Source organism: Rhodococcus sp. 05-2255-3B1 (assembly GCF_002258545.1).
Taxonomy (GTDB): domain Bacteria; phylum Actinomycetota; class Actinomycetes; order Mycobacteriales; family Mycobacteriaceae; genus Rhodococcoides.
Genome location: NZ_NOZC01000005.1, coordinates 23045 through 43272, shown reverse-complemented (window position 1 = coordinate 43272; position 20228 = coordinate 23045). Strand labels below are relative to the sequence as shown.

16 protein-coding genes and 1 pseudogene are annotated in these 20228 nt (G+C 64.9%); 12 read left to right on the top strand and 5 right to left on the bottom strand.

From position 1 onward, the window contains the following. Both CH249_RS04150 and CH249_RS04145 read left to right on the top strand, forming a co-directional pair. Positions 1-925: formaldehyde dehydrogenase, glutathione-independent (locus CH249_RS04150; protein WP_373454413.1), on the top strand; the 925-nt coding region annotated here is incomplete at its 5' end. A gap of 96 nt (positions 926-1021) precedes the next feature. Beyond that, positions 1022-1225: a zinc-ribbon domain-containing protein gene (locus CH249_RS04145; protein WP_094645507.1), complete on the top strand. Its 204-nt coding sequence runs from the start codon at positions 1022-1024 to the stop codon at positions 1223-1225. A 264-nt stretch (positions 1226-1489) separates the two neighbouring features. On the opposite strand, the gene CH249_RS04140 is transcribed toward CH249_RS04145, so the two are convergent. Continuing rightward, positions 1490-3322 (bottom strand): GAF domain-containing protein, encoded by a 1833-nt coding sequence (locus CH249_RS04140; RefSeq protein WP_179273127.1) that lies wholly within the window; start codon positions 3320-3322, stop codon positions 1490-1492. Between the two features lie 146 nt (positions 3323-3468). Between CH249_RS04140 and CH249_RS04135 the strand changes: the two genes are divergently transcribed. The 6 genes from CH249_RS04135 to CH249_RS04110 are packed head-to-tail and all read left to right on the top strand — an operon-like array spanning position 3469 to position 10134. Beyond that, positions 3469-4947 (top strand): aldehyde dehydrogenase, encoded by a 1479-nt coding sequence (locus CH249_RS04135; RefSeq protein WP_094683349.1) that lies wholly within the window; start codon positions 3469-3471, stop codon positions 4945-4947. Positions 4948-4981: 34 nt separating this feature from the next. Further along, complete coding sequence (locus CH249_RS04130) at positions 4982-6394, top strand: MFS transporter (RefSeq protein ID WP_306436626.1); 1413 nt, start codon at positions 4982-4984, stop codon at positions 6392-6394. Then, positions 6391-7581 (top strand): FAD binding domain-containing protein, encoded by a 1191-nt coding sequence (locus CH249_RS04125; RefSeq protein ID WP_094645505.1) that lies wholly within the window; start codon positions 6391-6393, stop codon positions 7579-7581. Before CH249_RS04130 ends, CH249_RS04125 begins: the two co-directional genes overlap by 4 nt. A gap of 35 nt (positions 7582-7616) precedes the next feature. Beyond that, positions 7617-8057: a hypothetical protein gene (locus CH249_RS04120; protein ID WP_094645504.1), complete on the top strand. Its 441-nt coding sequence runs from the start codon at positions 7617-7619 to the stop codon at positions 8055-8057. After that, positions 8054-9037: an amidohydrolase family protein gene (locus tag CH249_RS04115; protein ID WP_094645503.1), complete on the top strand. Its 984-nt coding sequence runs from the start codon at positions 8054-8056 to the stop codon at positions 9035-9037. The genes CH249_RS04120 and CH249_RS04115 overlap by 4 nt, the downstream gene beginning before the upstream one ends. Further along, on the top strand, positions 9034-10134 hold the full coding sequence (locus CH249_RS04110; RefSeq protein WP_094683305.1) for an NADH:flavin oxidoreductase/NADH oxidase: 1101 nt from the start codon (positions 9034-9036) through the stop codon (positions 10132-10134). Before CH249_RS04115 ends, CH249_RS04110 begins: the two co-directional genes overlap by 4 nt. A 69-nt stretch (positions 10135-10203) precedes the next feature. Here CH249_RS04110 and CH249_RS04105 read toward each other — a convergent pair whose 3' ends face one another. Beyond that, a complete protein-coding gene (locus CH249_RS04105; protein WP_045196137.1) occupies positions 10204-11361 on the bottom strand; it encodes a beta-ketoacyl synthase N-terminal-like domain-containing protein in 1158 nt (385 codons plus the stop codon). Positions 11362-11552: 191 nt separating this feature from the next. Between CH249_RS04105 and CH249_RS04100 the strand changes: the two genes are divergently transcribed. Both CH249_RS04100 and CH249_RS04095 read left to right on the top strand, forming a co-directional pair. Then, on the top strand, positions 11553-13160 hold the full coding sequence (locus CH249_RS04100; protein ID WP_094683306.1) for a bifunctional diguanylate cyclase/phosphodiesterase: 1608 nt from the start codon (positions 11553-11555) through the stop codon (positions 13158-13160). 113 nt (positions 13161-13273) lie between these two features. Further along, positions 13274-14206 carry an arabinofuranosidase gene (locus CH249_RS04095; protein WP_094645500.1) on the top strand — a complete coding sequence of 311 codons (933 nt, stop codon included), beginning with the start codon at positions 13274-13276 and terminating at the stop codon, positions 14204-14206. A 14-nt stretch (positions 14207-14220) separates the two neighbouring features. Here the strand turns inward: CH249_RS04095 and CH249_RS04090 are convergent, their stop codons facing one another. The 3 genes from CH249_RS04090 to CH249_RS04080 all read right to left on the bottom strand — a co-directional run bounded on the left by CH249_RS04090 (position 14221) and on the right by CH249_RS04080 (position 17163). Beyond that, on the bottom strand, positions 14221-15246 hold the full coding sequence (locus CH249_RS04090) for a phosphotransferase family protein (RefSeq protein ID WP_032394249.1): 1026 nt from the start codon (positions 15244-15246) through the stop codon (positions 14221-14223). Continuing rightward, positions 15243-16454, bottom strand: coding sequence for an acyl-CoA dehydrogenase family protein (locus CH249_RS04085; RefSeq protein WP_032394250.1), 1212 nt, complete (start codon positions 16452-16454; stop codon positions 15243-15245). The genes CH249_RS04090 and CH249_RS04085 overlap by 4 nt, the downstream gene beginning before the upstream one ends. A 91-nt stretch (positions 16455-16545) precedes the next feature. Continuing rightward, positions 16546-17163 (bottom strand): TetR/AcrR family transcriptional regulator, encoded by a 618-nt coding sequence (locus CH249_RS04080; RefSeq protein WP_032394273.1) that lies wholly within the window; start codon positions 17161-17163, stop codon positions 16546-16548. Positions 17164-17315: 152 nt separating this feature from the next. Between CH249_RS04080 and CH249_RS04075 the strand changes: the two are divergent. Then, positions 17316-18932 (top strand): annotated as a pseudogene (locus CH249_RS04075) (class I adenylate-forming enzyme family protein). Beyond that, the gene (locus CH249_RS04070) at positions 18929-20221 is read left to right on the top strand and encodes an MFS transporter (RefSeq protein WP_045196129.1); all 1293 of its coding nucleotides are present in this window, start codon (positions 18929-18931) and stop codon (positions 20219-20221) included. Before CH249_RS04075 ends, CH249_RS04070 begins: the two are co-directional and overlap by 4 nt. Positions 20222-20228 lie beyond the last annotated feature (7 nt).

The window sequence follows — 20228 nt, the reverse complement described above, 5'->3', positions numbered from 1 at the left end:
TCGCACATCCCTGTCAAACTCCCCCGCGGGGGGGTGCAAAAACAGAAGGAGCAACAAGACCGAATTCTGTCACACAGCCAACCCCGATCACCTGGCCTCGCCCTGCGGCTACGACAAAGGGGGGGGGGGGGTGGGCGGACAAGCCGAGTACGTCATGGCACCGTACGCAGACTTCAACCTGCTGAAGTTCCCCGATCGTGATCAGGCTCTTGAGAAGATTCTCGACCTGACCATGCTCTCGGACATCTTCCCCACCGGCTTCCACGGAGCGGTCACCGCAGGAGTCAAACCCGGTGCGACGGTGTACATCGCGGGCGCGGGACCGGTCGGCCTCGCTGCTGCGGTCGGTGCGCAGTTGCTGGGAGCGTCGGTGGTGATCGTGGGCGACATGAACGCCGACCGGTTGGCCCAGGCGCGAACGTTCGGCTGTGAGACCGTCGACGTGGGCAAGGGTGCACCGCAGGATCAGATCGAACAGATTCTCGGCGTGCCTGAGGTCGACGCCGCGGTGGATGCGGTGGGCTTCGAGGCCCGCGGTCACGGTGGAGATTCGTCGAAGGAGGCCCCGGCCACGGTTCTCAACTCGCTCATGGACATCACCACGGCAGGCGGCGGCATCGGCATCCCGGGGTTGTACGTGACCGGCGATCCCGGCGGCGTGGACGAGGCTGCTCAGCGCGGAGCTCTGTCGCTCAGCCTCGGCACCGGTTGGGCCAAGTCGCTGTCGTTCGCCACCGGGCAGTGCCCGGTGATGAGCTACCACCGCGAGTTGATGAATGCGATTCTGAAGGAACGTGTTTCGATCGCGAAGGCGGTGAACGCGACGGTCATCACCCTCGACGACGCACCGCGGGGCTACCGCGAATTCGACAGCGGAGTCGCCCAGAAATTCGTCATCGATCCACACGGCATGATCGCGAGCTGACACCAACCCTGCCGGCACGGTCACAGTCGAGAAGAACGCGACGGTGACCGTGCTGCGCCGAGTTCGGCAGATGTCCGTGACACCTATGCTGGGGTGATGTTCCTACTCTTCGGTTTCGGCAGCAAGCGCAAACACGTCGGCCCAGGCTCGACGCGGACCTGCCCGCGGTGCCACAACACCACGCAGTGGGCGCGCATGAAGCAATACCAGCAATTCACGCTGTTCTTCGTCCCCGTTGCTCGGTGGAAGCGGGTCGAGTTCGAGGAATGCGGAATCTGCGGTGCAACGGCCTCGATCTGAAGGCCGTTCCTCGACACTGCTGCGCGAACTGCAGGCTCAGTCGGTGAACCGAACAGGATGCAGGCATTCCTTTCTGGCTCCATGAGCGACGGCCCAACCCGAAATTGCGCACAGCTGAGGGCGGTTCGACGGCTCCAACACGATGGCGTGCGAACCGATTCGCAGCAATCCAGAGATGTAGTTCCACATCGCCCTACCTCATTCCACGAGTGTCCTGTGTCACATCATAGGGCCACATCTGCTGCTCGTACCCGTCTCGAGTGCTCAGCCCGTACGCGAGGACTCGCCGACGTCGCCGACCGTCAGGGCCACTGCGATCTCCATCGCGTGGTCGGGGCGTGCCAGATCCATTCCCGTCAACGTCTGAATTCGGCGGAGTCTCTGACCGACCGTGTTGGGGTGGATGTGCAGTGCGCGAGCGGTATCGCCGGACAGCAGTCCGCACGCGAGGTATGCCCGCAACGTTCCCATCAGATCGGTTCCACGTGCACTGTCATGCCTTCGGACAGGTCCGAGTACTCGGTCCGTGTAACGCAAGAGCTGCTCGGTATCGTCCAGCTGGAGCAGCAATCCGACCAGTCCGAGATCGTCCAGCGACAGCGAGGCACCCGTTCTGCGGGTCAACGCGAGCATCTCGAGCGCTCCCACCGCGGACCGGTGTGCGAGGGCGTAGTCCGCGAGGCCGGACCCTACTCCGATTTCTATCGACGTCGCAGCCGCTTTCGGAGTGGTGGGAGATGCGAGTCCTCGGATCTTCTCGGCGATGTCGTCCCGCGCCCGCCGAGTGAGCCCGATGTCGGGTACCAACACGACGATGCGATCGTGGTGCACCGCGGACAACGGCTGGGGCGTCATGGTCTCGGCCCAATCGTCGATTCGGCCGATCGCCCGTTGAAGGGCCGTGTCGACGAGTGCCCGGTCGATTCCGCTCAGCGCGACGACGACCATCCGATGATCGAGTGTCAGGTCATGGCCCAGTCGGCCGGCACGTTCGACAACGGTGCCCATCGCTTCGGTCTCGCCGCTGAGCAGATCGCTCAGAAGATCCCCGTGCAACCTCCACCTCACTTCGTCCGCTGTTCTGGTGCGCAGAAGTTCCAGTGACGTGACCAGAGCGGCGTGTTCCACTGCGCGTTCTTCGATGGACGACAGTGGGGACCGTCCCGGCGCAATCCAAATTCGCGCCACCTCCATCTCGGCGAGACGGACCGAGTGGCAACGAAATTCGCTGCCATCGAGGTTGTCGGACGTCGTTCGGACTCGATCGTCGGGGAACGGCTCGGTTCGGCTGGACCGGCCGAGTACCGCCCCGTGCGTGTCCTCGATCAGAATCGCGCGGGAGATCAGTATCGACAGTGCCGTCGTGATGCCAGGAACCCCGCCGCCACGCAGCGTGATCTCGGTGAGTCTGCGGTGGATGTCCTCCGATTTCTGTAGCAGGTCTCGCTGCTGGTGGAGCTCGTCGTTGAGGACCACCAACTCGTCCATCCGCTTCGATTCCTCGGACCGCAAGCGTGAGGTCGTGAGTGCGATTGCGGCATGGTCGGCCAACATGGTGAGCAGGGCGATCTCTTCTCCGGCGAAGTCATAGATGGATCGCCGGTAGCAGTTGAGAGTTCCGATGGCCACACCCTCGGATTCCATCAGCGGCACCGAGATCATGGAGCGGTAGCCCTGCTCGCGTGCCACTCCACCCCATGGGGCGAACTGCGGTGTCGCTTCGATGTCCGAGATCGCCACCGGCGATCCGGTCCGGAACGCTGTACTCGACGGTGCCTCGACTGTCTCGGCTTGATCCAGGCGCACCGGCCGGTCGGCGTTGACCTGCGCTATGTAGTGAGCGGACAGCCCGCTGGACCCTTCGATCACGAGCGTTCGCCGTGTCGGGTCCGGAATGAGAACTCCGCAGAACTCGTATCCCATCAGTTCGGCGGCGGTGTCGGCGATCAGATCCAGCACTTCCGTCAGCGGACGACCGGTAGCCACGGTCTTGGTGATCCGCTGAACGCTCGCGAGCCACCGGCGTAATTCCGGAAGCTCTCGAACGCCGAGGGAGGCGGTAGGCGCACTGGACGTGTGAATGGGGTCGGTCGGCATGTGTGTCCTGCTTCTCGATGGGCCGATGCACATTGCAGTCGTTCTTTTATGTTTGCACACACATAGTCACGCTGTGATGTGGATCGCACAATAGACGCAGACGGCAGCAGCACAGACGAAACGAGACTCACATGACCAAGCACTCGATGTACATCGCAGGCAAAAGTGTTCCGGCCGAAAGCGGCCGCGAACTCACCATCGTCAACCCGGCTACGGGATCCTCGATCGCAACCGTGCCCGACGGTGTCGGCGTCGATGTCGACAATGCGGTGGCGGTCGCCAAAGCAGCGTTCGAGTCGGGACCGTGGCCGCGGATGAGCCGGACGGCACGAGCCAAGGCGCTCCTGCGTGCGGCCGACGCGTTGGAAGCGGCGAGCGACACGCTGTACACACTGGAGACCCAGAACAACGGTCGACCGATCACCGAGACGCGTGCTCAACTCTCCCGAGTGCCGGAATGGTTCCGCTACAACGCGGGACTGCTTGCCGCGCAGCGTGATGCGGTGCTGCCCAGCGACGGGCCGTACCTTACCTACCAGAAGCGGGCACCTCTCGGTGTCTGCGGCATCATCACCCCCTTCAATCACCCCGCCATGATTTTGGCTCGCAGTCTGTCGGCCGCTCTGGCGACCGGAAACACTGTGGTGGTCAAGCCGTCCGAACTCACGCCGCTGACGACCCTCGCCATCGCTCGCATCGTGACCGATTCCGGCATCCCCGAAGGTGTGATCAACGTGGTCACCGGTGGCAGGGACGCAGGCGTCAGGCTCACCGAGCACGAGGACATCGCCAAGATCACCCTGACCGGCGGTACCGAGGCCGGACGTTCGGCCGCGGGTGCCACGTCGAAGCGATTCGCCCGTATCACCGCCGAGCTCGGCGGCAAGACGCCCGTCATCGTCTTCGACGACTACGACCCCACCCGCGCAGCCGAGGGCGCTGCCTTCGCCGCATTCGTGGCTTCCGGTCAATCCTGCGTTGCCGGCGCACGATTCCTCGTCCAGCGTGGACGGTACGACGAGTTCGTCACCGCACTCGTCGCGCGGGCCGAGAAGATTCGCCTCGGCGACCCGGCCGATGCGTCCACTCAGATGGGCCCGATGATCAGCGACCGTCAACGCCGAAAGGTGCTCGAGTACATCGAGATCGGACGCGGCGAAGGTGCCCGGATCGCTGCGGGCGGCAGTGTTCCCGAACTTTCCGGAGAGCTGAACGACGGATTCTTCGTGCAGCCGACCGTGCTGGCCGACGCCACCAACTCCATGCGCGTCTCGCAGGAGGAAATCTTCGGGCCCGTGGCCGTCGTCGTCCCCTTCGACACCGAGGAGGACGCGATCGAGATGGCCAACGACAACCGCTTCGGACTCGGTGCCGGCGTCTGGACCCGCGACATCGGACGCGCTCACCGCGTCGCCGAAGCGATCGAGTCCGGAATGGTCTGGGTCAACGACCACCACCGACTCGAACCGTCCCTTCCGTGGGGTGGCGTCAAGGAGTCCGGTGCCGGAAAAGACGCCGGCACAGAGTCGTTCGACGACTTCACCTGGATCAAGACCATCGTGGTGCGGACCGCCGACGACGACGTCGACTGGTACGGCTCCGACGAGCCCGGTCGCCTGAACTGATCATCCCCTTCCCTCGAAACCCAAGGACTTCATCGTGACAACGAACCGAACGAGCGCGGCCGAACCCGGCTGGCGCCAACAGATAACTCGAGTGCAATGGCTGGTGCTGTTCGGCACCACCATGGGCTGGGCTCTCGACGGTTTCGCAGGCAGCCTCTACGCCCTGGTGCTCGGACCGGCCATGACCGACCTGCTTCCGAACTCGGGGATCGACGTCGACGCGGCGCACATCGGACTCTACGGCGGCATGACCGTCGCACTCTTCCTGGCGGGATGGGCAACCGGCGGAATCCTTTTCGGAGTCCTCGCCGACTATTTCGGACGAGTGCGCGTGCTGTCGATCGGCATCCTCACCTATGCACTGTTCACCGCCCTGGCAGCGTTCGCGGACACCTGGTGGCAGCTCGGAATTCTCCGATTCATCGCCGGTCTCGGATCGGGAGTGGAAGCTCCCGTGGGTGCCGCCCTGGTCGCCGAGGTGTGGCGTAACAAGTACCGCGCTCGTGCCTGTGGCGTGATGATGTCCGGGTACGCAGGCGGATTCTTCATCGCCGCACTCGCGTACAGCATGCTCAGCAGCCAGGGCTGGCGCTTCATGCTGGTCCTCGCCGTCGTCCCCGCGTTCCTGGTCTGGTTCCTTCGCCGCTACGTCCCGGAGCCCGAGGAGATCAAGACTGTCATCGCAAGGCGAAAGCAACGCAAGGACAAGGGCATCGAGCGACCGGAGGATCAGTTCGTTCTCCGCCGCCTGCTTTCTCCACCGAATCTGCGTGCCACCCTGATCTGCACCGCCCTTGCCACCGGATCGTTGCTCGCCTTCTGGAGTGTGTCCACCTGGTACCCGCAGATCATTCGCACCATGGCCGGCGCCGAATCGCTCTCCACCGAGATCGCGAATCATCGAGTGGCCATCTCGTCCATGCTCTTCAACGCCGGCGGCATTCTCGGGTACGCCACGTGGGGGTTCCTCGCCGACGCGATCGGCCGACGCAAGGCCTTTCTCGTCAGCTTCGTGATCTCCGGAGTGAGCATCGCCTATCTGTTCCCCTTCCAGCATTCGTACACCACGTACCTGATCGTCATCCCCATCGTCGGGTTCGGGCTCTTCGGGGCACTGTCCGGCAACTTCGTCTACGGCCCGGAGATGTTCTCCCCGAGTATGAGAGCCAGCGGAATCGCGTTGGCCAACAGCATCGGTCGCTACATCACCGCCGCGGGGCCGCTCGTGGCCGGCGTCATCGCCACGTCGTGGTTCGGCGGCAACCTCGGCATCGCCACCGCGGTACTCGCGTCCACCGGCGTGATCGCCCTCGTCGGGCTGGCGTTCGCCCCGGAGACCAAGGACGCAGCGCTGCCCACCGACGCGCCCTCTCCCACCGATGCAGTACACCCACACACCGCCGACACCACGCCGGCACCTTCCGCAGTGAAAGGAACGTCGGCATGAGCGTCTACGCAGGATCACGAGCAGTCGTCATCGGAGGGTCCATCGGTGGATTGACCTCCGCACTCCTCCTCCGAGACCTCGGGTTCGAGGTCGACGTCTACGAACGCACACCGTCGGACCTCGACGGTCGAGGCGGCGGCATCGTGCTGCAGCCCGACACCCTCCGGTGGTTCCGCGAGCGCAGCTCGCAACGCCCCGAGGACGTCAGCACGACGACGGATTGGGTCCAGTACATCGAGGCCGGTAATCGTGTCGTCGATCGGGACGCCCGCTCGTGGTCGCACACATCGTGGGGAACGTTCTACCGCGCGCTGCTCGCCGACTTCGGACGCGATCACTACCACCTCGGCGAATTCGCTTGCGGCTTCGACCAAGACGCGGACTCCGTGACCGTCCGATTCGTCAGCGGTCGCGTCGAGACGGCAGACCTCGTCGTCGTTGCCGACGGCGTGACGTCGGCGAACCGGGCTCGCATCGATCCCGACGTGGAGCTGACCTACTCGGGCTACATCGGGTGGCGCGGAACCGTGGACGAGGCAGTGCTCACCCCCGAAACCGCCGAGCTGCTGCACAATTCGATCACCTACAACATCGTCCCGAACTCGCAGATCACCATGTACCCGATCCCCGGCGAACGGGGCACGGCCGTCGGGGACCGCCTGATGAACTACGTCTGGTATCGCAACGTCGCGGAGGGTCCGGACCTGAACGAGATGCTCACCGACAAGCGAGGTTTCCAGGGCAAAGTGTCGGTTCATCCGCACCAGGTACAGGACCGCTACATCGACGAAATGCGCGACGCTGCGACGCGTTTGCTCGCCCCGGCGGCCGCAGAGGTGGTCACCTCGACCGAAGCGCCGTTCATTCAGGTGGTCTGGGACTCACGAGCGACGAAGATGGCCAGCGGACGCGTTGCCCTCATCGGAGACGCCGCGTGCGGAGCTCGCCCGCACGCAGCCGCAGGAACCGCCAAAGCCGCGGCAGACGCCTGGGCCTTGAGCGACGCGCTCACGTCGTCGGTCGGCAACATCGCCGAAGCGCTGGAGAAATGGGAACCCGGCCAGCTGGAACTGAGCAGCAACCTGTTGGCGCGCGTCAAGGCGATGGGGGAACGTTCGCAGTTCACCAACACCTGGACCCCGGGTGACAAGGACCTGAGATTCGGTTTGTACGGGCCCGGTCGCTAGAGACACGACGCCGAGACACCACGAGAGGAAACACGATGACCACGAACAGCTTTCTCAGCGATCTACCACTGGCGGGAAAACTCGTCGGCGAGAACTTCGAGGGATGGTCCGACGATCTCCGAGCGGAGTTCGACGCCCACGCCCACGACGGCGAGGTGGGATCGAGGCTCCTCAGCGAGAACGATCGCGTCCGGGTATGGGAGATCCGCTTGGCACCGGGTGAGCGGTGGCATGCCCACCGCCACGTTCTGGACTACTTCTGGACCGCGGTGAACGCCGGCACCTCCCGCCAACACACCTTCGACGGAACTACCCGCGACGTCTCCTACTCCGCGGGCGAAACCCGCCACTTCCGCTTCGGTGCAGGCGAATACCTTCTGCACGACATCGAGAACGTCGGCTCCTCCGACCTGGTGTTCACCACCGTCGAACACCTCGACTCGGCCAACGACCCACTGCCACTGGCGGCGTCGTGAGCACCGATCTGGTCGACGTCCACGCCCACTGGCTCCCCACCGAGCTGTTCGGTCTACCACCGAACTCTCCGTTCGGTGCCATGCGCGATCGGGACGGTCATCTTTTCCTGGGCGACGTGCCGTTGTCCATCCGGACGGAGGCGATGAGCGATGTCGATGCGATCGTCGCGGACATGGACGCCTCCGGCATCGGTCTCCGCGCGTTGTCTGCCCCGCCCTTCGCGTTCGCGGTCGACGCCGAGGTTCCGGCGGGGGAGTACACCGACGCGTTCAACGACGCACTCGCCCGCGTCGTGACGGACTCGGCCGGACGCCTGGCCGGCCTCGGGTCGGTGCGGTTGGACGACGCGGATGCAGCCGACCGACAGATCCGAGACATCGCCCGGCGCGGAACGCTTGTCGGCGTTGCCGTTCCACCGGTTCTCCGCGGCGGGTCACTCGACGTCGGTGTGCTGCGCTCGGTCCTACGATCGGCCTCGGCGCATCGGTTGGCCGTTCTGGTCCACCCGATGCAGTTGCCCCGGCCCGAGTGGTCGAAGTACTACCTTGCCAACCTGGTCGGCAACCCGGTGGAGACGGCCACGGCGGTGGCGTCGAGCATTCTCGGTGGTGTCCTGGAAGAGTTGCCCGATCTGCGGATCTGTTTCGTGCACGGCGGCGGATGTGCGCCCGATCTGTTGGGTCGATGGGCGCACGCCTGGGACGCACGTCCCGACGTTCGGGCGGGCAGCACGGCCTCGCCACGAGAGTTGTTTCGCGCGGCCTACTTCGACACGGTGACGCACGATCACGCAGCGCTCGAGCTCCTGCGTGTCCACGCGGGCGAGAACAAGGTCCTGTGCGGTACGGACTACCCGTTCGACATGGCCGAGTCCGACGTCGCACCGTTCGTCGACGACGCCGGGCTCGACCGAGCGGCACTGGCCGACGCCGGGCGAGACTTCCTCGGCCTCGAGATTCTGTCGGAGGTGTCGGGATGAGCGCACTGTTCGAGCCGTTGACGCTGCGCGCGTCGACGATCCGGAATCGTGTCTGGATGTCACCGATGATGCAGTTCGCCTCCGACGCAACGGGTGTGGCGACGGACTGGCACTTCCAGCACTTCGCCGCTCGCGCGCTCGGTGGGGTGGGGTTGGCCATGGTGGAAGCCACATCGGTCATGCCGGACGGACGAGCCAGCGACTTCGATCTCGGATTGTGGAACGACGACCAAGCCGAATCGCACCGTCGCATCATCGACTTCCTGCACGGTCAGGGCACCGCTGCCGGAATTCAACTGGTGCACGGCGGGCGCAAGGCGTCCACCGGCCGGCCGTGGTCGACGGAGCCGGACCGGACGTGGCAGACGGTGGCACCGTCGGCCGTGGCGTTCGGTGACTCGCCGCCGCCCGTTGCTCTGTCCGTCGACGAGATCGCCGAGGTGGTGCGGGCTTTCGCGTCGAGCGCGGGACTGGCGCGCGACGCCGGCTTCGACGTCCTGGAAATCCATGGCGCACACGGCTATCTGATCCACCAGTTCCTGTCACCGGCTGCCAACTACCGCACCGACGAGTACGGCGGGACCCTCGCCAACCGGATGCGATTCGCCGTCGAGGTCGTCGACGCGGTCCGACGGCAATGGCCCGAGGACCGGCCGTTGTTCTTCCGCGTCTCGGCCACGGACTGGCTCGCCGGTGACACCCACGACCCACGGCCGGGCTGGACGCTCGACGACACCGTCGCGCTCGCCTCGACACTGTCCGACCACGGAGTGGACCTGTTCGACGTCTCCACCGGCGGCATCGTTCCCGACGCACGTATCCCGGTGGAACCGGGATACCAGGTACGTTTCGCAGCCGAGGTGCGTCGCCGTGCCGGAATACCGACCGCTGCAGTGGGCTTGATCACCGAGCCGGACCAGGCCGAACGAATCGTCGACTCGGGTGATGCCGACGCGGTGTTCCTGGCACGGGAGATCTTGCGCAACCCGAACTGGGCGCAGCACGCGGCGCGTGCGCTCGGCGAGCCACTCCGGTTCCCGCCCAACTATTCTCGTGCATTCGCCCGAACATCGGCGGCATCGAGTATTCGGAGCTGAGCCCGAATCGAATGGTTCGGGTGTCCGACCGCCCGTGACCGTACGGGCGGCCGGACTCTCGAGCACCACTCACGCCGGTGCCAGCACCACCACCGAGTTGTGTCCGCCCATTCCCAGGGACGATTTGACGGTCAAGCCGGGCTCCGCAGCGGTGAAACCGTCGAGCAGCAACGGGTGCGCATCGGATACCTGCGGGGCTGCGGGCACGAGTCCACGCTCGAATCCCATCACCGCAGAGATGGTTTCGATCGCCGACGCCGCGCCTTGGCAATGTCCGGTCAACGGCTTCACCGAATACACCTGCGCGTGGGAGTCCAGCACCGTCTCCAACATGGTGGTTTCCGCTGCATCGCACTGCGCGGTGCCGGGTCCGTGGGCGTTGAGATACCGCACCTGCTCGGCAGTGACGTCGGCGTCGGCCAAGGCCTGCTCGAAGCAGTCCCGCACCTGGGTGAGCGCAGGGTCGATCGAGGTGGCGTGAAACGCGTCATGTGTCATCGAACCGCCCAGCACCCGTGCGTACGACGCCGAACTGCGCGTCGACAGTACGAATGCCGTTGCGGCCTCGCCCATTCCGAAACCGCGGCTACCTTCTTGGAACGGCCGGCAGCCTTCCTGCGGCTCCACGTCCACGACACCGACGCCGAGCTTGACGAAGTGGTCGATGTTCTCCGGAGTCAGGGACAGATCCGTGGCGACGAACACCACGTCGTCGACGAATGCCGTATCGAGCCACATCTTGGCGGTGAGCAGACCGGCGTTGCCCGACGCGCACATCGCCGAGACGTTCATCGCCGGGCCGTGAAAGCCGTATTCCTGCATCAACAGCGACACCGGGGTAGACGGCATCAGCGTCAGGTAGTCCCGAACACGGCGTTCTCCGCCGTCGCGCAGATAGAAGTTGCGCCACTCGTCCACTTCACCCAGGACGACGGCATGGATCAGACCCACCCGTCGACCCGGCTGCCAGCCACGCGCCAACGCATCTTCGACGGCTTCGCGTGCGGCCCCGCGAAGTGCACGCCCGAATCGACTCGATCCGTCGTTCTCGTCCCCGCCGTCGGGAACTTTCGCGAGCCACACCGGATTGTGCCCGGGTCTGGTCTGGTCGTGGTGCAGGGTGGCCGCCGCCTTGCCGGTGAAGAGGCCGTCCCACAGTGCGGATGCGCCCCAGCCGTAGCCGGACAGTGCGCCGATCCCGGTGATGTCGATGCCATGAGAGCTCATCGTCGAAATCCATTTCTTTTCGAGGTACGCGAACCGGATTCGGCTCACTCCTCGATTTAGCCCGGTAAACCGGCACCGGGTCCAGCCGAGAAAGAGGCATAGCGCCCGAATCGGGCGGTACACTCCAGAGGTGCCTCGGTAGGTGGTTCAATCGGGTGTTGACCGTCCGTCTACGAACGCGAGGACCGAGCATGGAATCAGGGGAGCGCAACAGCGTCGGCGACCCTGATTCACGTGCCGCGTCGCCAGGACTGGCGGATCGATATCGGGTTCTCGTCGAACATTCACCGGATGCGATCGGAGTCCACCGACGAGGCGTGATGGTCTACCTCAACCCCGCCGGACTGAAGTATCTCCGTGCCCGGAGTGCCGCCGACGTCATCGGCCGCCCGATCACGGCGTTCATCGCCCCCGAGTCCGTTGGGCCCATGCTCGAACGGATCGCCGCCCTCGACAGGCACGGCGCCGCCAGTGCAGCGTCGGAGGCGACGGTACTGGCCCTGGACGGGACGGTCCTGACAATGGAAGCGGTGTCGGTTCGCACGGTCTGGAACGGCGAGCCGGCGTACCAGGTGATACTTCGGGATCTCACCGAGCACAAGGCTGCGCAGAGGGCGCTGCAGAAGCAAGCTGCACTGGTCGAGCACGTCAGCGACGCCATCATCGGGGTATCCGCCGACGGTCTGGTGTCGAGTTGGAATCCCGCCGCCGAGTCGGTCTACGGACGACCGGCCGCGGACGTACTCGGGCGTAGCGTCTCGCATGCGGTGGGGGTGCCGTGCGATCCGGCGGCCATTCTCGGTCTCGGTGGTCGGCTGTGCGAGTCGCATCGGCACGCGGACGGATCGGCGCTGGCCGTGATGGTCTCCGCAGCCCAGATGCCCGACGGTTACGTGTTGGTCTGTGCCGACCAGAGCGCGGTGCGCAGAGTCGAGGAACACTTCACCGCCGTCGTGGAATCGCTGGAGGCGGGGGTGGTGGTCCTCGATCACTCCGGCCGCATCGAATCGGCGAACCTCGCAGCGAAGACGATTCTCGACATTCAGGTCGGAATGGCGACGGCAGGACAGGCGTCGGTCCTTCCGTTTCGCGTGTACGGCACCGACGAGGGGCCGATCGAGCCGCACGAGCATCCTGTCGCCGTCACCAGCAAGACCGGACAACCCTGCCAGGCCGTGATCGGAATCGAACGGCGCCGGGACGGCCGACACTTCTGGTTGTCCTTGACGGCGACGATGCTCAACGCATCCGACCCGACCCCCTCGGTCGTCGCGACGTTCGTCGACATCACCGACACCTATCGGATGAGCATGAAGCTCGAGCATGCGGCCACACACGACGACCTGACCGGCCTGCCGAACAGGCCGTTGATCCTGGCTCGTCTGGACGAGCAGTTGGCCGAGTCCGATCGCGAGGACTCGATGGCCGTGCTGTTCATCGACCTCGACAACTTCAAGACCATCAACGATCTGTACGGTCACACCGTCGGCGACGCCGTTCTGGGTGTGGTCGCAGACCGTCTGACGCGAGCCCTTCCGGCCGAGGCCTTCGTGGGGCGTATCGGAGGCGACGAGTTCGTGGCCGTCGTTTCGCACTGTGTGGGGACCGAGGCCGACGACGTACGCGCCGAACTCGCCACACCGATCACGGTCGCGGGGCGGGTGTTGACGGTGACTGCGAGCATCGGCGGCGTGACCGTCGACCGCGACGACACCCGAAGTGCCCTGGACATACTCGACGATGCCGATCACGAGATGTACCAGGCCAAGCCGATCACGCAGTACATTTCGCATTCATAACAACATCGGTAGCAATCTGTTGTTTCTGTTACCGAAGGTACGCATGGTGCGTGCGACTCGGACATACTTCGTCGGTGATATCGACCGCGCGCAGGTTCCTTCTCGTCGTACCCATGGTGATCCTGGCGGTCGCCGGGTTGCTGTTCTCTGCTGCAGGAACCGGTGCCGCTGCGCCCTCTGTGTGGCGCTACACGATGGTGGCGTTCGGTAACGACAGCGATCGAGACATGGATGTCTACGAATCCGGCGACGGCACCGATTTCACAGCGCTGCAGACAGCGGCGTACCGACCCCCGTCCGGAGTCGTGCGTGACGCGAGCATATTCCGGCACACCGACGGTATGTACTACGTGACGTACACGACCGGCGGCGGTGCGAACATCGGCTTCGCGCGCAGCAGTGACCGCGTGAACTGGACGTTCCTGCAGAACTTCCCGATTCCGTTCTGCTGCGCTTTCCTCCCGGGCACCGGAGCCGGTACCGGCTCGGCCAGCCCATCCGGGTTCAGCGGATCGGCCGGCTTCTCGGACGGACCGTCGTTGTCTCCGTTCACCACGAAGGCGTGGGCACCGGAGTGGTTCGTCGAGGGAGACCGTGTCAGCGTCATCGTGTCGCTGTCCACCGGCGGTGGGTTCGTGCCGTATCTGATGACGGCCCTGGATCCGGGCCTGAGGATGTGGAGCTTTCCGGTTCCGTTCGTCGGCATCGGAGCCGACCACATCGACACCACTGTGGTGAAAGTGGGGCCGACCTATCACGCGTTCACCAAGAACGAGACCCACAAGGTCATCGAACACTGGACGGCGCCGTCGTCGATCGGTCCGTACACCCTCGTCCCCAGCCGCGATTTCGGGCCACTGAAAGAAGGTCCGACCGTCATCGAATTACCCGACGGTACATGGCGGTTGTACTACGACGACTACACCAACCGAAAGTACTTCTACTCCGACAGCACCGACGGGTTGAACACCTGGTCCGAGCCTCGGGAACTCCCGGGTGTGTCGGACACCGTCCGTCACGTCGGTGTGATGAGAGAGCCCGCCTGACAGTGGTTTTCGCGTCAGTCGGTGGCTCCTGCGAGTGCCCGTAGCCCGGCCGCGATGAACTCCCCGGTGGCCTCCGCGGCATTGCCTGCACCGGCCCCGGTGTCGGAGCCCGACAGCGCGCGGTGGGTGATTCCCTCACCGATCACTCCGAGCTTGAAATTGGCCAGGGCGAGGTAGAAGCCCCAATCATGAAGTTCTCGACCGGATTCCACTGCGTAGTGTTGTGCGAGGTCCGCCGCGGACGGGTATCGATCGCTCGTCCATGCAGCGTCTGCGCCGAGGACCGCATCGAAGACCGGTTGGCGGTAGATGCACATCAGTGCGACGTCGGTCAGGGGATCACCGAGCGTCGACATCTCCCAGTCCACCACCGCAGCAACGGAACCGACGTCATCGGCGTCGAGAATGGTGTTGTCGACACGATAGTCGCCGTGCACGATGGACGACGCAGATCCCGCCGGTACCGCCGCTTCGAGCGCGCGATGCAATCGGTCGACATCGGGCAGGTCGCGAGTCTTGACTCGGTCCCACTGCCGAGCCCACGTGGCGACCTGCCGCGCGACGAAACCGTCGGGTCGGCCGAAGGTACCCAGGCCGACGGCGTCCGGATCCACCGCATGCAGTCGCGCGAGAACTCGAACCAGCTCCGCGGCGTTGGCAGTGACCTGCTCGTCCGTCAGATCGTCGAGATCTTCCCGCGTGCGGACCACTCGGCCGGGGACGAACTCCACGACGGTCATGGGCGCACCCAACGTGGAACCGTCTCGGTCGAACGCGACGGTTCGAGCGACCGGTACATCGGTGCCCGCCAGCGCCTCGGTGACGGCCCATTCCCGGGCCATGTCGTGCGCGGAGGGCGTCAGCCCACTGGTTGGAGGTCGACGGACGACCCAGGTCGAGGTGTCGTCGTACGCCCGGTAGGTGAGATTGGACCGACCGCCGCTGATCATCTCGACCGACAATGCGCCGTCGACGTCGATTCCGTGTTCTCGAAGAAACCTCTCCAGCGCAACGAGATTCATACCGGGCAGTTCGCTCACGCCTGTGCCTCCCGCGCTGCGCGCTTGGCAGCACCGATCGTCCGCTTGGCGATGGCCCACCGGTGTACCTCGGACGGGCCGTCGTAGACCCGGAACGGGCGTACTTCGCGGGAGAGCCTGGCCAACGGAAGATCGTCGGAAACCCCGAGACCGCCGCACATCTGGATACTGCGGTCGACGATACGGAAGATGGCCTCGGCAGCGAACGTCTTCGCGATCGACGTCTCGTTGGCCGCGTGCCCACCTCGATCCAACTCGAAGCACGCCACCGTCAGCAGCGCCCTGGTGGCCGCGATGTCGATCTCGTTGTCCGCGACCATCTTCTGCACCATGCCGAGGTCTCCGAGCTTTCCGCCGAATCCCTCGCGCCGGGCAACCTGCGCGACGGCGATGTCGTGCGCACGGCGGGAGGCTCCGAGCCAGCGCATCACGTGCGTCATCCGGGCAGGGCCCAATCGAACCTGGGCGTACGCGAATCCCTCGTCGACGGCACCGAGCACGTTCTCGTCGGGCACGAACGCGTTCTCGAAGAACACCTCGCAGTGACCGCCGATCATCGCTTTGTCCAAAGTACCGATGTGTCGGCCGACCCTGATTCCCGCGGTGTCGGCGGGTGCCAGGAACATCGTGGCCCCGCCGCGATCGCCGGGCGCGCCCGAGGTGCGGGCCATGATGATGAAGAAGCCTGCGCCGTCGGCTCCGGTGATGAACCACTTGTGCCCGTTGATCTTCCAGCCACCCTCGACTCGCTCGGCGGCGGTGGTGAGTGCCGCGGGATCGGAACCGGCACCCGGCGCGGGTTCGGTCATCGCGAAAGCCGACCGCACGTCGCCGCGCGCGAGCGGAGCGAGAAACTGCTCTTTCTGCGCTGCCGACGCGATGTGAGCGAGCATGTGCACGTTGCCTTCGTCGGGGGCTCCGAGGTTGAGGGCGATCGGACCGAACAGCGAGTATCCGGCTTCCTCGAACACCGGTGCCCGGTCGCTCATCGACAGCCCGTGGCCGCCGTACTCGACCGGCGCGTGCGGCGCGAACACGCCTGCGTCCTTGGCGGCCGCCTGCATCTCGATGCGTAGATCGTCACCTCCGGCGTCGGCGACGTTGCCCAGGAATCGGTCTTCGATGGGAAGCACATGATTGCGGGTGAACGTGCGTGTCCGATCGATCAGCTTCTCGATGTCGGGGTCGTACGTCAGATCGATGGCCACGATGCGCTCCCATTCCGATACCGACCGAACACTCGCTCGGTCACTGGAAGATTGGCACAATCGGTCGGTCGGGTCAAGGATCCCCGGGTAGCTATCGGTGCCCGCCGGTCGTGGCACCCACCGTGCGACGGGCGATGTCGAGATAGACCGCCACCAGCTCGCTCGGAGTCGACGGCCCGTCCGGTCGATACCACGTCGCTACGCCGACACACATCGTCGTCACGGCTCGACTGGCGTCCCTCGGGTGCGGTGTGTCGAACAGGCCCGCATCGACACCGGCGGCGACGATCGCGTCGAGCAGTCGTTGCTCCTCGTCCCGTTTGGCAATGTAGGCGGAGCGGTTCCCGGGATCCAGGCTGCGGATTTCCGTCGAGCACACGAATGCGGCGTCGCGCCTGTGAATGTGGAACAGCAGTAGCGATTCGACGACGGCGTCGAAACGGTCACTCGGCGACGTACCGGCACCGGCCTCTGCCGATCGAGTTCGCTCCAACAGCTCGTCCATCGCCGCGTCCATGATGCCCACCAGAAGAGCCTGCTTCGACGGAAAGTGGTGGTAGAGCCCGGGAACCGACAGTCCGGCTTCTGCTGCGATCTGCCGCACCGATGTTCCGTGGTAGCCCTGTTCCACGAACGTCTTCAACGCCGACGACAAGGCAGGGGAGAGGTTCGAGCCCTCGTACGTTCGCCAGGTGGATGTCGCGGTCATGCGCCCACCGTAGATGGCCGGGCGGCGGGTGTGGTCCCGGAAGCACCCGGTTGACACTTCTGTTGTGATCCGTAACACTACCGAGTATCGACCGAGCGAGTGTTCGGTCGGTCGATCTCGGTCAGGCCAACGTTCGATGGAAAGAGTCCTCGATGCCCCTCACCATCCTCGATGCCTGGCGCGCCCGGGTGTTCCGGTCGCCCGACCGGCCTGCATTGGCGTACTTCGATGCCGTTCTCACCGCCCGCGAGGTCGACGAGGCCTCCGACGCTCTCGCTGCCGCGTTCGCGGACCGCGGAGTGAATCCCGGTGACCGCGTCGGCATCTACCTGCAGAACGTTCCGCACTACGCACTGACGTTCTTGGCGCTGTGGAAGATCGGTGCCGTAGCTCTGATCCTGAATCCGATGTACCGCAACCGAGAACTGCGACACCTGCTCGACGACGCGGAGCCCGTAGCGCTCGTGTGCGACGAGTCGGATCTCGGCTAGCTCGAAACCTCGTTGCAAGGCAGTACGATTCGGTTCTTCGTGAGCACCAGCGGACTGGATCTGCAGACTCGCAACGATCCGCGAGTGTTCGCCGCGACGACGCGGGTCACGCCCACACCCGAGAACGACATGCTCGGCCTCGTCGAGGCCTACCGCGGTCGAATGCCGGAGGACACCGCACCGCAGCCGGACGATCTTGCGCTGTTGGCATACACCTCCGGAACCACGGGGCCGCCCAAGGGGGCCCGGATCTCGCACGCCAACGCGTTCGCGACGGCCTCGGACTTCGGTGAGCGTGCGGGTACGGAGGACGGCGACGTCGTCTTCGCCGTCGCGCCCCTGTTCCACATCACCGGGGCCATGCTCGATGCTGCTGTGGCTCTGGTGCGCGACTGCGTGCTCGTGTTCGCTCACCGCTTCCACGCAGGCGTCACACTGGACGCTTTCGTCGAGCATCGAGTCACCTACACCATCGGATCCATCACCGTGTTCAACGCGATCTCCGAGAGCCCCGGCGCGGACCGCAGACATTTCGCCTCCGTCAAGGCGCTGTACTCCGGCGGCGCACCCATTCCGCCGGCCACCGTCTCCGCGTTCGAGGCGAAGTTCGGGTGCTACATCCACAACGCGTACGGAATGACCGAGACCACCGCAGGCGTGATCGCGGTACCGCCAGGACTCCGGGCACCGGTGGACGCGTCGAGTGGATCGTTGTCCGTCGGACTGCCCCTCCCTCGCGTGCGGTTGCGCACACTCGATCCCACCGGGCTACCCACCGAAACGGGAGTAGCCGGCGAGTTGGAAGTGTCCGGGCCGCAGGTGGTCTCGGGGTACTGGCAGAACCCGGAGGCGTCGGCGTCGACGATGCCCGAAGGTCGCCTGCACACCGGGGACGTAGCGATCGTCGACGAACAGGGCTGGGTCTATCTCGTCGACCGACTCAAGGACCAGATCAACGTCTCCGGATACAAGGTCTGGCCCCGAGAAGTCGAGGACGCCCTCTACGAACACCCGATGGTGTTCGAGGCAGCCGTGGTCGGTCGTCCCGACACCTATCAAGGGGAATCGGTGGTCGCGTACGTGTCGGTCCGCAGTGGTCCGGCCGTGACCACGGACGAGCTGATGGCCTTCGCGCGCGATCGGCTAGCTGCCTACAAACGTCCGAAAGAAATCCACATCATCGACGAGCTGCCCAAGACGCAGACCGGGAAGATTCGTCGCGCAGCACTCAAACCTGTTTCAGCACAGACTCACTCGAGCGAAAGTGGCACCCCATGACCGTCGGATCACCCCGCGACACCCGCTCGACACCGGACATCTCCTCGCGGAAGAAGTCGTTGTTCGCCAGCACGATCGGCAACGTACTCGAATGGTACGAGTGGAGCGCCTACGCAGTGTTCGCGCCGTTCATCGCCGCGGCGATGTTCAGCCAGAGCGATCCGGTCTCGGCCCTGCTGTCGACGTTGGCGGTGTTCGCCGTCGGATTCCTGATGCGGCCGCTCGGCGGCATCGTGTTCGGCCGGATCGCAGACAAGAAGGGGCGCAAGTTCGTTCTCGTCACCACCATGCTGATGATGGCCGCCGGAAGCCTGCTGATCGGCATCATGCCCACCTACGGAGCGATCGGGGCCTGGGCATCGGTACTGCTGCTGCTCGCCCGCGTCATGCAGGGTTTCGCGCACGGCGGCGAGTCGGCGACGGCCTACTCCTACGTCGGCGAGATCGCGCCACCGAACCGTCGAGGCATGTGGGGAAGCGTCGCGTTCGTCGCGATCTTCGGTGGCTCGGCACTGGCATACACGGTCGGTGGCGTCATCACCTCGACCCTGTCCGAATCTGCTGTCGGTCAATGGGGTTGGCGCATCCCGTTCCTGCTGGGTGCACTCCTGGCGCTGTTCGCTCTGTACCTGCGCAAGAACATGGACGAGAGCGACGTCTTCGATTCGGAACAGAACAAGGTGAAGCAGGCCCCGATCGCACGCAAGACCGTCGTGAAGGCGATCGTGTTGATGATCGGAATGACGTCGGGAATCACGGCGGCGCACTACACCTGGACCTCCTACGTCTCGACGTTCGCCATCACGCAGCGTGGGATGAACCCCGACACCGCGTACTGGATGCTGGTCATCGCTCAGTTGATCGCGTTGGTGTCGCTGCCGTTCTTCGGTCGTCTCTCGGATTCGATCGGTCGTCGGCCGATGCTGGCCGCCTTCGCCGTGCTGATGTTCGTTCTGCAGATCCCGCTGACGATGATGATCTCGACGCAGTGGTGGACGTTGCTGCTCCCGTCGACGGTTGCACTGCTCGTCATCGCCGTTCCGGCTTCGATCCTGTCGTCGACACTGTCGGAGAGCTTTCCCACCCGACTCCGCACGCAGGCAATCGGATTCGCCTATTCGTTCTCGGTGGCGGTATTCGGCGGAACTGCGCCCTATCTCAACCAACTCTTCCTCGGCCTCGATCTGGGCTGGGTGTTCGGCGTGTACATCATGTTCCTGGCCGCGATGACCGGTGTCGCGTGCTTCTTCATGAAGGAAACCAAGGGAATTCGACTCGAAGATGTCTGAACCGACT

Bases quoted from the DNA above. Each gene is read 5' to 3' on its own strand.
- CH249_RS04145 (WP_094645507.1), top strand. From the start codon at position 1,022: ATGTTCCTACTCTTCGGTTTCGGCAGCAAGCGCAAACACGTCGGCCCA.
- CH249_RS04120 (WP_094645504.1), top strand. From the start codon at position 7,617: ATGACCACGAACAGCTTTCTCAGCGATCTACCACTGGCGGGAAAACTC.
- CH249_RS04080 (WP_032394273.1), bottom strand. From the start codon at position 17,163: ATGACCGCGACATCCACCTGGCGAACGTACGAGGGCTCGAACCTCTCC.
- CH249_RS04105 (WP_045196137.1), bottom strand. From the start codon at position 11,361: ATGAGCTCTCATGGCATCGACATCACCGGGATCGGCGCACTGTCCGGC.
- CH249_RS04070 (WP_045196129.1), top strand. From the start codon at position 18,929: ATGACCGTCGGATCACCCCGCGACACCCGCTCGACACCGGACATCTCC.
- CH249_RS04095 (WP_094645500.1), top strand. From the start codon at position 13,274: ATGGTGATCCTGGCGGTCGCCGGGTTGCTGTTCTCTGCTGCAGGAACC.
- CH249_RS04110 (WP_094683305.1), top strand. From the start codon at position 9,034: ATGAGCGCACTGTTCGAGCCGTTGACGCTGCGCGCGTCGACGATCCGG.
- CH249_RS04125 (WP_094645505.1), top strand. From the start codon at position 6,391: ATGAGCGTCTACGCAGGATCACGAGCAGTCGTCATCGGAGGGTCCATC.
- CH249_RS04135 (WP_094683349.1), top strand. From the start codon at position 3,469: ATGTACATCGCAGGCAAAAGTGTTCCGGCCGAAAGCGGCCGCGAACTC.
- CH249_RS04140 (WP_179273127.1), bottom strand. From the start codon at position 3,322: ATGCCGACCGACCCCATTCACACGTCCAGTGCGCCTACCGCCTCCCTC.
- CH249_RS04100 (WP_094683306.1), top strand. From the start codon at position 11,553: ATGGAATCAGGGGAGCGCAACAGCGTCGGCGACCCTGATTCACGTGCC.